12 protein-coding genes are annotated in these 13,467 nt (G+C 45.7%); 6 read left to right on the top strand and 6 right to left on the bottom strand.

Translation table 11 applies throughout. The features are described from left to right. Nucleotides 1-44: 44 nt before the first annotated feature. A complete protein-coding gene (locus JZ784_RS02640; RefSeq protein ID WP_346313698.1) occupies nucleotides 45-1,802 on the bottom strand; it encodes a GspE/PulE family protein in 1,758 nt (585 codons plus the stop codon). Between the two features lie 248 nt (nucleotides 1,803-2,050). Here JZ784_RS02640 and JZ784_RS02635 point away from each other — a divergent pair, with 248 nt between their 5' ends. Further along, entirely contained in the window at nucleotides 2,051-3,295 is a 1,245-nt protein-coding gene (locus JZ784_RS02635) for an MgtC/SapB family protein (protein WP_346313697.1), read from the top strand. Here JZ784_RS02635 and tsaA read toward each other — a convergent pair whose 3' ends face one another. Next, on the bottom strand, nucleotides 3,296-4,018 hold the full coding sequence (gene tsaA, locus JZ784_RS02630; protein ID WP_346314245.1) for a tRNA (N6-threonylcarbamoyladenosine(37)-N6)-methyltransferase TrmO: 723 nt from the start codon (nucleotides 4,016-4,018) through the stop codon (nucleotides 3,296-3,298). Between the two features lie 105 nt (nucleotides 4,019-4,123). On the opposite strand from tsaA, the gene JZ784_RS02625 reads away from it, so the two are divergent. Further along, nucleotides 4,124-4,903, top strand: coding sequence for a ferredoxin--NADP reductase (locus JZ784_RS02625; protein ID WP_005011025.1), 780 nt, complete (start codon nucleotides 4,124-4,126; stop codon nucleotides 4,901-4,903). A 335-nt stretch (nucleotides 4,904-5,238) separates the two neighbouring features. Further along, a complete protein-coding gene (locus JZ784_RS02620) occupies nucleotides 5,239-7,653 on the top strand; it encodes a membrane-bound PQQ-dependent dehydrogenase, glucose/quinate/shikimate family (RefSeq protein ID WP_346313696.1) in 2,415 nt (804 codons plus the stop codon). Between the two features lie 60 nt (nucleotides 7,654-7,713). Here JZ784_RS02620 and JZ784_RS02615 read toward each other — a convergent pair whose 3' ends face one another. Beyond that, complete coding sequence (locus tag JZ784_RS02615) at nucleotides 7,714-8,247, bottom strand: hypothetical protein (RefSeq protein WP_346313695.1); 534 nt, start codon at nucleotides 8,245-8,247, stop codon at nucleotides 7,714-7,716. A gap of 272 nt (nucleotides 8,248-8,519) precedes the next feature. Between JZ784_RS02615 and JZ784_RS02610 the strand changes: the two genes are divergently transcribed. Beyond that, a complete protein-coding gene (locus JZ784_RS02610) occupies nucleotides 8,520-9,311 on the top strand; it encodes a DUF2071 domain-containing protein (protein WP_346313694.1) in 792 nt (263 codons plus the stop codon). A gap of 386 nt (nucleotides 9,312-9,697) precedes the next feature. On the opposite strand, the gene JZ784_RS02605 is transcribed toward JZ784_RS02610, so the two are convergent. Further along, nucleotides 9,698-10,258 (bottom strand): TetR/AcrR family transcriptional regulator, encoded by a 561-nt coding sequence (locus tag JZ784_RS02605; protein WP_346313693.1) that lies wholly within the window; start codon nucleotides 10,256-10,258, stop codon nucleotides 9,698-9,700. 262 nt (nucleotides 10,259-10,520) lie between these two features. On the opposite strand from JZ784_RS02605, the gene JZ784_RS02600 reads away from it, so the two are divergent. Continuing rightward, nucleotides 10,521-11,378 (top strand): hypothetical protein, encoded by an 858-nt coding sequence (locus tag JZ784_RS02600; protein WP_346313692.1) that lies wholly within the window; start codon nucleotides 10,521-10,523, stop codon nucleotides 11,376-11,378. Nucleotides 11,379-11,525: 147 nt separating this feature from the next. Here JZ784_RS02600 and JZ784_RS02595 read toward each other — a convergent pair whose 3' ends face one another. Further along, complete coding sequence (locus tag JZ784_RS02595; protein ID WP_346313691.1) at nucleotides 11,526-12,161, bottom strand: cation transporter; 636 nt, start codon at nucleotides 12,159-12,161, stop codon at nucleotides 11,526-11,528. 65 nt (nucleotides 12,162-12,226) lie between these two features. On the opposite strand from JZ784_RS02595, the gene cadR reads away from it, so the two are divergent. Continuing rightward, nucleotides 12,227-12,646 (top strand): Cd(II)/Pb(II)-responsive transcriptional regulator, encoded by a 420-nt coding sequence (gene cadR, locus JZ784_RS02590; RefSeq protein ID WP_346313690.1) that lies wholly within the window; start codon nucleotides 12,227-12,229, stop codon nucleotides 12,644-12,646. A gap of 46 nt (nucleotides 12,647-12,692) precedes the next feature. On the opposite strand, the gene arsH is transcribed toward cadR, so the two are convergent. Then, nucleotides 12,693-13,397, bottom strand: coding sequence for an arsenical resistance protein ArsH (gene arsH / locus JZ784_RS02585; RefSeq protein ID WP_346313689.1), 705 nt, complete (start codon nucleotides 13,395-13,397; stop codon nucleotides 12,693-12,695). Between the last annotated feature and the right edge of the window lie 70 nt (nucleotides 13,398-13,467).

The following is a 13,467-nucleotide window of genomic DNA, read 5'->3' as shown; positions in this document are numbered from 1 at the left end:
ACTGAACCTTAAGAGCGCATTGCCGGCTGAAAGTGCTACCGATCTTAATTCAGCGGCACAACCCTTAACACCTCTTCTAAGGTGGTGATGCCGGCAACCACTTTACGCGCGCCCGCAATCCTCAGCGGCTCAATGCCTTCCTTGCGCGCCTGCAAACGCAGCTGGGCCAAGTCGGCATGGGCGCCAATCAAATGCTTAGTCTCCAAACTCAAGGGCATAAACTCATAGATGCCGACACGGCCTTTATAGCCGGTATGGCGGCAAGCCTCGCAGCCGACTGCTTTAAACACAAATTCAGGTGTTTTTACATTGTAGTCGAAGGTTAAATGTTTCCATTCCTGATCATTGATGAAGGTTTCTGCCTTGCAGTGCGGACATAACTGACGCACCAAACGCTGCGCCAATACCCCGAGGATTGTTGCTGCGGTTAAAAATGGCTGAACACCCAAATCATGCAGACGGGTTAAACTGGACGGCGCATCATTGGTATGCAGTGTCGACAACACCAAATGCCCTGTCAATGCAGCCTGAATCGCCATATTGGCGGTATCCTGATCCCGGATTTCCCCGACCATAATAATATCCGGGTCTTGACGCATCAGCGCGCGCACACCGTCAGCAAAGCCAAGGTCAATGCCTGTATTGACCTGCATCTGGTTAAAGCTCGGCTCCAGCATTTCAATCGGATCTTCAATAGTGCAGACATTGACCTGTTCTGTCGCCAGCTGCTTCAGCGATGAATACAGCGTGGTGGTTTTGCCTGAACCCGTAGGGCCCGTCACCAAAATGATGCCGTGACTGTGGCTGGTCAGCTGATTCCACGATTCCTGCAGGCGGCCTTCAAATCCGAGCTGCTGAAAGCTTCGCACCAGCACATCAGGATCGAAAATACGCATGACCATTTTTTCACCGAAGGCAGTCGGCAGTGTCGATAAACGCAGCTCCGTTTCTTGCCCTTTCGGCGTTCGGGTTTTTAAGCGCCCATCCTGCGGCTTGCGCTTTTCCGCAACATTCATCCGGCCTAAAATCTTGATCCGGGAAATCACCGCCGTCAAAGTATTCGCAGGCATGTTGTAAATGGTATGCAGCACGCCGTCAATACGGAAACGCACCCTGCCGGTATCCTTGCGCGGCTCTAAGTGAATATCGCTGGCGCCCTGCTCAAAGGCAAACTGCAGCACCCAGTCCACCAGCTTAACAATATGCTGATCATTGGCATCCGGGTTTTGCGAATCTCCCAGCTGCAGCAGCGCCTCAACCCCTTTATTTTCACGCTCATAAGACGATGATTTTTGCGATGAATTCACCGCACGGCTGACTTGGTAATATTCCACCAAATAACGCTGCAGCTGATCTGGGCTGAGCAGTACACGCTTAATCTTTCTTGGAAGCACTGTCCGCTCTAAATTGCCCACCCATTCAGATTTATAAGGCTGATCGGTTGCAATTAAGACATATTCATTTTGCAGCTCTACCGCCAAAATCTTATTGCGCATGGCAAATTCTTGCGACATGACACTAGTCAGCGCCTGAACATCAGCTTTTAAAGGATCAATAATATAAAACGGCAGATCTGCTTTTTCTGACAGCCACTGGCACAGCCGGTTCAACGTTAATTTGCTTTGCGGATGGCTCAAATCGGCTAAATTGAAATTGGCAATCCACTGCAAAGGATGCCATTTCAGCTGATCACGCTGACGGTGCGTGGTTTGCACCAGCATTTTCTCACGTTCTGTAATGCGGCCGTCTTTTTGTAATTGCTCTAAACACCAAGAGGTGTCAATCTCAAAATTAAATGTCATTTGTTCATGTCCCCAAACATGGCCCAACTATAGCAAGTTTTCACAGCGCTGTTGCACTATAAAAAGGACTTATCTGCCGCTCACTGGCCTCCATATAATCCAATCTCAGAAAAATACTGTTAATACCCTATTATTTTTAAGGATTTGTTAATTTAAGCTGATTTTTGCTTGATCACCCCTGAACGCATCGCCTATATTTTAGACTCATATGCTCTTTTAAATTTAGGGGATAATGCTTGGATTTTTCAATGCTTTCAGTCAGTACAGGTAATTTTCAGGAACTGCTTGCCATGTTTGCCTCTGCATTGGGATGCGGACTGCTGATTGGCTTAGAGCGTGAGCGCAGCAAGCAGCGGGAAAATCAGCACAGTTTTGCAGGGCTGCGTTCTTTTGCCGTCTGCGCCCTGCTGGGCGCAATGTGTTTTTTATTGGGCCCAGCAGTTGGCATTACCGGCGCAATTATTGTTGGCGGCATTGTAGTGTTATCCCTCAAAAATCAGCCGGAAGATCCAGGCATTACCACTGAGCTTGCTTTCGTTATGACGTATTTTATTGGCGCAATGTGCCTATGGAATGCGCCCTTAGCCGCAGGGCTGTCGGTATTTTTGACTGTTATTTTAATGGCGAAACACTCGATGCACAGCATTGCTGGAAAATGGATCACTGAAGCTGAATTCAAAGACGGCATATTCTTGCTGGCGCTGATTTTAATTGCGCTGCCTTTAACCCCCAATACGCCGCTTTGGGGAGCGGTGCTGAACCCCTATGTCATTTTAAAACTGCTGAGCCTGATTTTAGCGGTGCAGTCTTTAGCGCATATTGCTAAACGCCTGCTGAGCTCTAAAAATGCCATGATTTTGTCTGCTGTCGCGTCTGGCTTTGTATCCAGCACCGCAACCATTGCCAGCTTAGGCATGGAAGTCCGCGCTGGACGTGCAGATGCCAAAGCCAATGCAGGAGCGGCACTGATGTCCTGCGTCGCCACTTTGCTGCAGCTGCTGATTATTGTCGCCGGCGTCAGCATGCTGTGGCTGAAAACAATTATTCTTCCAACCATAATTGCCGCCGTGATTTTAGCCTGCTGCGCGTATTGGCTGCTGCGTACAGCGGCGCCGGCAGAGCAAATGATGCAGACGGATACCCGCATGTTCAGCCTAAAAGAAGCAGCCATCATTGCCTTAAGCTTAACGCTTATTCAAGCTGGCGTTTACGGGCTGAATCTATGGCTGGGAGATGCCGGCTTAATCGCAGGCACGCTGCTGGCTTCTTTATTTGAAATCCATGCAGCCATGGCGACAGTCGTCATACAAGGAACGCCTGCGGATCAAGCTGTATTTTGGGCCTTCATTTTAGGACTGGGCGCGCACGCTGCGGCAAAGTCAGTCAATGCCTTACTGACCGGCGGCTGGAAGTTCTTTCTGGCCTTCACGCCTGTGCAATTTTTCCACATGGCCGTGCTGATCGGCCTTTTATGGTGGACTGTAAAAATGTAATTACTTCGTGCATACGGTCAAACCAGTAATATGCACCTCATCTGCTTCAACTTTAAATGCCGCATCGACGGCAGCAAAGCGCAGCTTATACACCCGGTCAGCATCGTCCTGATACGCAGGACGCGGATCCAGAGACAGCACTTGCTCCAACTCTTCAGTCATTTGCGCTGTGATATGTAACTGCTGCATCAAATACAGCTTCTGCTGCTGCGCATCGCTGGTCCAAAGCACCTGCTTGCGCTTCGGTTCTTGCTGCGCATAGCCGCTGCGCGCATCCAGCACCGCATCTGAATAGCGGATATACGGCTTGATATCAATAATCGGCGTTCCATCCAGCAAGTCACTGCCTGTGACATAAACCCGCACAGATTTACCGACTTTTTTTACTTCCTTCAGCTGCACCACCGAAAGTCCTATCGGTGCAGGACGGTACATGCTGCGTGTTGCAAATACGCCGATTTTTTTATTGCCGCCTAAACGCGGCGGCCGCACTTGCGGCCGGAATGCAGCCTGTTCCTGCTGATTTTTATTGTCATGAAATTGCCACACCAGCCAAAGATGACTGAATTCATCAATCCCCTCAAATGCCAATTCATCATTATACGGCGCCTGCATTTCAATATAGGACTCTACCTGCACTAAATTGGGCTGGCGCGGAATACCGAACTTTTCTTTGTAGGGAGAATTCATATACCCAATAATTGGCAGATTTAAGCCGGTCATAATCACTTTTTCTGATAAGTTCAATTAAATATATTCAGTTTATCGAGAATGTTTTTAGATTAGAATAGCAACCTGTTCTAATTTGATAATTTATTGAGACCTTTAATGGCTGCTTTCAACGTCGAAAAGATTACTCACGTACACCACTGGAATGACACTTTATTCAGTTTTAAAACCACCCGCGATACTGCGCTGCGTTTTAAAAATGGTCAATTTGTGATGATTGGTCTTGAAGTGAATGGCAAGCCTTTAATGCGCGCATATTCGATCGCCAGCGCAAACTACGAAGAAGAGCTAGAGTTTTTCTCTATTAAAGTGCCAGATGGCCCTTTAACGTCTATTTTGCAAAAAGTAAAAGTGGGCGATGATATTTTGGTTTCTAAAAAACCGACAGGCACTTTGGTTCTTGATGACTTGAACCCAGGCAAAAACCTGTACCTGCTTTCTTCAGGCACTGGCCTTGCGCCATTCTTGTCAACCATTCGTGATCCTGAAACTTATGAACGCTTTGAAAAAATCATCGTTGTTCACGGTACACGTTTCGTTTCTGAATTGGCGTATCAAGATTTGATTGAAAATGAAATTCCAAATCATGAGTTTTTCGGCGAGCTAGGTGCTAAAGAAAAGTTAGTATACTACCCGACAGTGACGCGTGAAGATTTCCATACGCAAGGCCGTGTCACAACTGCCATTGAGTCGGGGCAATTATTCGAAAAAATTGGCCTGCCGCGTTTTAACCCAGAAACAGACCGCGCAATGCTTTGCGGCAGTCCAGCTTTCCTTGACGATGTTGCAGCGCTTCTCGACCAGCATGGCTTGAAAGAATCGCCTAAAATGGGGGTTCTTGGCGACTACGTGATTGAACGTGCATTCGTAGAAAAATAAGATCTCCTGAATCTTTAAAACCGAGCTGAGACAGCTCGGTTTTTTATTGCGCATACGTTATTTCTCTTTTTAAGTTTGAATTATCAAATTAAGAATATTGAACAATGGAAACTCATAAAAAGCTTAAATATTAAACAGACTTTTCTCTTTTTTTTACTAAGTGTTATAATATTTTCACAAATCCCCATCATCATTGATGAATTCTTTACCCAAGAGTGAATCAATCACTGACTTTGTTACATAGACATCTATCCGATGTGAATTGACCAAGCATTACCTTTCTCAGTTTACTTTTCTTGCCTATGCAACCAAGCCATTAATTTAATAGGCATGGTATGAGCACAGAAACACCCTCCTCTCCAGAGCGCACTGGGGCTAAAGTCTATCGGTATTTTTTTATCGTTTTGACTGTACTCATTGCGTTATTTCTTATCATTCAAGGCTCTAAATTACTCAGCCTTGGCGGTACAAGCTATTATCTCATTGCCGGTATCACGTACTTTGCGGTCGCTGTTTTATATGCAATGAAAAAAACGGCCGGCTTGCAGCTTTCTATTGTCACATTGATCGCCACCGTTCTTTGGTCTATTGCTGAAGTTCAGGCACTCGATTTTTGGCAATATATCCCGCGCTTAGTCGTTCCAACTATTTTGTTTGTGCTTAGCCTTTGGGCCAGCCGCAGCCTTCCCGCTTTAGAAACAGGCAAAGTAAAAATCGCCAATGCTGTTGGCTTTGCAGGTTTTGCTGCCTGTGTGATGGCTTTAATTGCCATGTTCTTCCCGCACGGTAAAATTTTAAACCCGATTGATATTGTTCAAGACCCTGCATTAGCAAAACCCAATGCTGAAAACTCAGATAACTGGGAATACTTTGGCCGCAACGGCAACGGCACGCGTTTTGCGCCCTATAGCGACATTACCCCCGAAAATGTTAAAGATTTAAAAGTGGCCTGGACGTATCACACTGGCCGCGATACCAAAGCTGGGGTTGATGAAAATACCCCGATTCAAATTGGCAGCACGTTATATTCGTGCACACCCACCAATATTATTTCTGCAATTGATGGTGACAGCGGCAAGGCGCTTTGGAAGTATGATCCTAAAGCAAAAACTGCTGAGCACATTACCTGCCGCGGTGTCGGTTATTATGACGCAGCTAAAGATCAGTCTTTAACTGCTGCAGATTTAGCATCTCCAGCGTTAAAAGCGTGCCCGCAACGCATTTTAACGTCTACTGTCGATGGCCGCTTAATTGCCTTAAACGCTAAAACGGGCGCACTTTGCCCTGAGTTTGGTGTCAATGGCCAAGTCGATGTCTTGCATGACATGGGGCCTACTGAACAAAGCAAGCGTTACCACCCAACCTCCACACCGCTTATTGCAGGCCATGTTGCCATTCTTGGCGGCTGGGTCCGCGATATTGTGCATGGTGAACCGTCTGGTGTGGTCCGCGCTTATGACGTGCGTACCGGCAAACTCGCCTGGGCTTGGGATGTGGGCAATCCTGAACTGACTGGCGAACCGGCAGACGGCAAAGGCTTCAGCAAAGAAACCCCCAATATGTGGACAATTCCGACATATGACAAAGATTTAAACCTGGTTTACTTGCCTACAGGTAATGGCCCTCCTGACTATTGGGGCGGTGACCGCAGCGCAGCCAATGAAAAATTTGGTTCTTCAGTTGTCGCAGTCAATGCGTCTACAGGTAAAACGGTTTGGTCTTATCAAATGGTACACCATGATGTTTGGGACTATGACATTCCGTCACAGCCTGTGCTTTATGACGTCACCAATGACCAAGGCCAAAAAGTTCCTGCATTAATTCAAACCACTAAAATGGGCATGATCTTTGTTCTGGACCGCCGTACAGGCAAACCCATCACGAAAGTTGAAGAACGCCCTGTCGATACCCATGGTGCAGAAGGCGAAAAACTCTCTCCGACTCAGCCGTTCTCTGTCGGCATGCCGCAAATTGGCAACACCACACTGACTGAACAGGATATGTGGGGCATTTCTACCTTTGACCAATTGGCTTGCCGTATTGACTTCAAAGACTCGGTCTACAAAGGCATGTATACAGCGCCGGGTGAAAAACCCTATATTGAATGGCCAAGCTTGCTGGGCGGCATGAACTGGGGCGGTATGTCGATTGATGAATCGACCGGCATCATGTATGTCAACGATATGCGTATGCCGCTTCGGATGTCTTTAGTGCGTAAAGAAGACGCGGCTAAATACAAAATTTCGACTGACGAAGTGCCTGGATTCATGGGCACCATTCGTCCGCAATATGCAGGCGCTTATGCAGGTATCAAAATTGATATCATGCAGTCTAAATTAGGCGTTCCATGCAACAAACCGCCCTTTGGCACCATGACTGCGATTGACTTGAAAACCAAAAAAGTCATATGGGAAGTGCCAATGGGGACAGCCAAAGAATTAGGTCCATTGGGTGTAAAAACACACATGCCAATGCCTTTAGGCATGCCGACTTTAGGCGGCCCAACAACAACGGCTTCCGGTTTAGTTTTCTTTGCCGGCACTCAAGATTACTACTTGCGTGCACTGGACTCTAAAACAGGTAAAGAAGTATGGAAAGCAGAACTTCCTGTAGGCGCCGTTGCAGCACCGCTGATTTATAAATCACCGAAAACCGGCAAACAATATGTAGTCATTTCTGCAGGCGGCGCCAGCCACTCTAAAGATGTCGGTGACTACATTATTGCTTATGCCTTGCCCGATCAAAAGTAAGCTCAATTTTTAGAATTGCTTTCAGATCGAAATAAAAACCGGAGCTCAGGCTCCGGTTTTTTATTGATTAAGCATTAAAACAGGATCATATTTCATGGTTTTTTGGCAGTGAATGGGCATCCCTGAAGCCATTGGGGCAACCGGTAAAAATGCCAATGAACTGCCGGATAAGCTCAACATCTGATTCTCAGCCCAATCAAATTTCTGGAAAACTTCCTTCAGGCGGGCAGCATAGGCTGGATCATCAGACTGAACAGCCTTCAGCTGGATTTGGCTCAGCCGGATTGTATTGCCCTTTAAAGACCAGCCCGCCTCCACGTGAATGGAAGATTGCCTTTCACGTTCACCCTGCCGTATTTGTGTGACACTTTCAGAACGATAGGTGCCATCTGCACGGTACTCATCCCGCGTATTGGTTTTAATTTGATACTCGGCAATCTCAGAACGGCAGTGCCATTTCCCAATCAATTTGAGACGGTTCTGACTTTCCATCTGGGTAAAAGCGGTTTCTGCAGATACCGCAGCCAGCGCATACTGAGCACTGACAAATATCAGTGCCAATAGGCCTGTTTTTAGAAGAGTTATTTTTTGCATTTTTTTAAATGAATTATCAGCTTGCTGACATATTAAGCAGTAAATGGCATTAAAAGATAGTCCTTTAAAAAAGCGCACGGTTTTTTTCGAGAATACCGCATTCAATGCATCTTCCCGCCCTGCAGCAACATCCGTACCACATGAGCGTCTAATTCCCGGCCAGCCTAAAAGCCATAAAAAAACTCCCAAAATAGCTTATAAACTTATGTTTACTCTGATTTTTATTTTGCCTAAACTTCATTTACAACGATAAATTTAAAAAACAGCACGTTATGACGTTTCCAAAACTCAAGTTTAAAGACTTTTTACACCCGCGCCCTCACCCCAAAGGGCTTGATGTGCAATGCAAGCTGCAGCATTTTGCCTTGGTCACCTATGCCTTAGACCCTGAGCGCTTTACCCATATCATTCCTGAACGCTTTAAGCTGGATACCATTCAGCTACAGGGCAAAGCACACGCGTTAATGTCGGTTGTTCCTTTTATCGATGTGGATTTTACCTCTGCGATTTATCCTTTTCCCAAATTCCGAATGGGGCAAACCAATTACCGTGTTTATGTGATTGATCAGGAAACACAGGAACGCTGCGTCTGGTTTATTGGCACCACGCTGGATTCCTGGACGCTGATCGTGCCCCGCTATGTATGGCAATTGCCCTGGCATGCAGCCGAGTTTACCTTTGACTGTCATCAGGATGCTTTAGGCTTCTACAGCCAATATGAAATGCAGACCCGGTCGGCTTGGGCCGCAGCTGAATTAAGCCTCAGCCAATCTGCAAATGATCCGTGGAATTTTGAAGGCTTTCCAGGCTTAGAAAGCTATCAAGTTTTTTTAACTCATCCTTTAGCAGGTTTTTATCACCGCAGAGATGGACAATTAGGCACTTACCGGGTCTGGCATGACCGGCTGCAGCCTAAACCGGCAAAACTGCTGCATGCGCGTTTTGAACTATTGGCGAGACTGAATCTAGTTTCATTCGAAGAGCAATTAAAGCCTTATAGCGTGCTTATAGAACCGGTCAATGAATTTACAATTTATCTGCCTCCAGCACTAATCAGCAAATAAATAAGCAAAAAAAGGCATATTTTGTAAATTTTCAGCACAATTGCAAAAAAAATGAACAAAAATAGATAAGCTTTTGTTGTTTTTTAAATCAGAACCCTTATAATTTAGCAAAACAGACAAGTCTGTCTACTTTGCTGCTAAAAACCGAATGAATTAAACATTCAGAGGGTACAAAATAAATACAAGAAGATGCTTTAAGCTTCTCATCCCCAGTGTGTTCATTGTTGCTGCAATGGTGAACACACTGGAACATAAAACTATTTATCAGCAGAGCGTGATTAACCCAGTTAATCACGCTTTTTTATTTTCAGTACTGCCCAGCTAGAGCGAAGATCTCAAGATGGCCGCAGCGCAGCCGAGATTTATGGGCTTAAGCGTCATTATGCTTAAGCTAATTCCAGCTGAATCAAGGTTTCCACCCGTTTCCAATAGTCGTCTAGATGAACTTGCGCGGAATCAATTTGCGCCTGTATGGTCATTCCATCCAAAATACTGGATAAAAAAATAGCCAGCTGTTCCGGCTGCCGAATGCCTAGATGCTGCAATGCATTGCTCAGCTGCGCTTTCAGCCATTCCTTATAATCAATGGCCGGCTGCAATGAAGATGGATAAATTTTTGAAATTTCTTCTACCGCTTTCTGGAACATGCATCCGTTAAAATCGGCGGCGCGAAACCAAGCGTCATACCACACAAATATGGTTCTAATATGAGACAGGTAGTCATGCGAATCACATTGAGCGATTGCAGCATCTAAAGACTGCTGCAAATTCTGATTTCTGGTCACCAGACATTCTTCAATTAATTTTGCCTTAGATGGAAAATATTTATAAAACGTCATTTTAGCAACGCCAGATTCGCTGATGATCCGGTCTATGCCAATAGAATTATAACTATGGGAGTTGAACAGATTCAGCGCCGTGTTAATGATGTCTTGTTTTTTTGACATTTATTTTACCTGATGTACAAAACTTTAAAATTAAAATTAAGCCATTGGGATGTAAGAACAGCACATGAATAAAAAGTGCATCGAAAATATTATATGAATTATATCTTAAATTTAGAGCAATACTGTTTTTTTATAAAAAATACTGTGTATGCAAAAAAGCAAGACATTGAAATATAAGTAATTAAATTACACAAAAAACTGGCAGAATGCAAAAAATTTTACTATGATAAAAAAAGATGAAAATTAAAATTTAATGCCGTATATGAATACATTCTCCTTTACTCAATCTGAACAGACCCGCACAGAGCTTCTGCATTTTATTCAGAATTCCTTAAATGCTGAGTTATGGAAAACCAATACGCAGGCAGTCAATGCATTAAAGCAGTCTATCGCTGACCATGCTTTATTCCAGCACCCTATGCTGCAGAAACTTCATCAATGCCAGCTCAGCCTAGAACAGCTGAAATTTATACATCTCAACTATTTTACTGCAATTGTTAAAAATTTTACGGATGCTTTGAGCATGGCCATTTATCAGGCATGCGGTTTAGAAAAATGCCCGAATATTGACGCCGGAAAACGCATAGCATCCAAAATTTATGCCCGTTACTTACTGTCGCTAAACTTGATGGATGAGCTGGGGTTCAATACCCGCCAGCTGGAAAAGAGTTCGGCCGCCAAATCACATTTAGTTTATTTTTTAACCTTATTGCAGCAGCTGAACTTGGACCCAGCAAACCATCAGCACACAGAACCTGAAGCATTTGCACTCGCGCAGTTTATTCAAAAACATATCAACTCATATGCCGATTTATTGCTGATTTTGGCCTGCACAGAGCTTCAGGTGATAAAATTCAGTGAAGCATTGCGAAATAATATGTCTGTGTATGACCGCCTTTTTACTGAAGGCTACTATGCCTGCCACGGCATTGCTGAACAAGGCAGCGCAGAGCTCGCCAACGATGACAATCATGAAGATGATATTTGGGCCCTGCTGACGCAGTGCTATTCTCAAGAAAATGAACTGCATTTCATGCAACTGCAGTCTGAATATTTAGAACTCTGGAATCATTTTTGGAGCAAAATGCAGCCGCATGCAGCCTCACTTGAAACACTCTAATCCCGGCTGCAGCCAGCAATACGCCTAGCTGCAAGTCTGCTTTAACACAAGTGAAAGGCGCTGCGCTGATTTTGCCGACAAATCAGCTGTATTCATGTAAATACTAAAAATCAGTCATTGTGAATGTCGTAATAGGATCACAAATTTTCATTCAAGCGCCTGTTTTTCCAAAGGGTTATTTCTGCGCTCCTGCAATGCATTGAGGATCACTTGATAACCGCCCGTTAACCCCAGCACAGCCATAATCACGGCGACAATAATATCCGGCAGCAGGCTGCCTGTGCCAAATACCCCAATGGCGGCCAAAATCACCGCCGCATTGCCAATGGCATCATTACGGCTGCAGAGCCACACCGATTTCATATTGGAATCGCCATCGCGGAAAGCATATAAAATTGCCGCAGATGTGACATTTGCAGTCAGCGCAAGCACGCCAATTGCGCCCATAGTTATTGCTTCAGGCGGAAGGCCTTGGATGGCGGCATAAACGACTTTAGCCATGACAATTAAGCCAAACGCTGCCATGACCAGCCCCTTCGCTAATGCAACCGTTGCCCGCCAATACAGGCTTGCGCCAAACACGGCCAAAGAAACGGCATAATTGGCAGCATCACCCAAAAAATCCAGCGCATCTGCCCATAAGGATGAAGAATGCGCATAGGCGCCGCCAATCAGTTCAACGAAAAACATGGCAATATTAATGAATAATGCAATCCACAATGCGGTTCTGAATTTGCTGTCCGGCTTTTGCGGCGCCGGCGCATGACTGCAGGTACAAGCCATTTAAAAATCCCCCTATTCGTATTATGCTTATTCAAAACTATGGACTAACTCCAAGGTCAAGCCCTATGAACCCAAATAGCGCTGCTGGATATTTAATTAAAGATTTAGTGCAGAAAACCGGGCTAAGTGCCGATACCATCCGCTTTTATGAAAAAAAGCAGCTGATACAGCCCAGCTTTCGGGGCGCAAATAATTACCGCTACTATAATGACGATGCTTTGCGCAGATTGGTTTTTATTCAGCGCTGCCGCGCATTGGATATGACGTTAAAAGAAATTCAACGGCTGATTGAACTGGAGCAGAATCCTGAACAGGACTGCCGCGCCGTCAATAATTTAATCGATGAGCATTTGCAGCATGTGCGGAACCGCATTGCGGAACTGCATAAATTTGAAGCGCAGCTGCTGCAGCTGCGCCAATCCTGCACGTCTCAAAGCACAGTTGATGACTGCCAAATTTTAAAGCAGCTCGAGTCTTTCAATTAAATAAGCGAACTTGGCCAATGGCTGATGCATAACAAGGCCGAACGCTTTAAATCGCGTGCTGATTGACCCGTTTCGACAGCGCTTCAGCGGATTCCTTACGCTCTGAATAGCGGTTGGTTAAATAGCCTGCCTGCCCTCGCGTCAGCAGCGTGAACTTGTACAGTTCCTCCATCACATCCACAATCCGGTCATAGTAGCTGGACGGCTTCATGTAGTCATTTTCATCAAATTCAAGAAAGGCTTTGGGCACAGATGACTGATTCGGGATGGCAATCATGCGCATCCAGCGCCCCAGCACACGCATTTGATTCAAGGTATTAAATGACTGTGAACCGCCGCAGACCTGCATTAAAGCCAAAGTCTTGCCTTGTGTGGCGCGGATAGCTCCTGCTGCCAGCGGTATCCAGTCAATCTGCGCTTTCAAGATAGAGCTCATCGCGCCGTGGCGCTCTGGCGAACACCACACCATGCCTTCCGCCCATGCCAAAAGCTCATACAGCTCATGCACTTTCGGATGTGAAGCTTCCGCATCTTCCGGCAGCGGCAGGCCTTTAGGATGGAAGATTTTCACCTCTGCGCCAAACTGCTGCAAAATACGCCCAGCTTCCAGCACCGCCAGACGGCTGAAAGAACGCTCCCGGTTTGAACCATACAGCAGCAGAATACGCGGCGGATGCGCCAAGGCTTTGGCCTGCACCTGTTCAAATTCAGGTGTTTCCAGCAGTTCTAAATCAATATTCGGCAAACTCATATTTAACTCTCTATTAAGTGCATCTAGCCCCCCCATATATCCCGCATACTGATGAGCAATAGGTGTATGG

This window comes from Acinetobacter sp. CWB-B33 (assembly GCF_039655955.1).
Lineage (GTDB): Bacteria > Pseudomonadota > Gammaproteobacteria > Pseudomonadales > Moraxellaceae > Acinetobacter > Acinetobacter bouvetii.
Note: the sequence above shows the minus strand (reverse complement) of the source record. Positions and strands in the feature narration are given on the sequence as shown.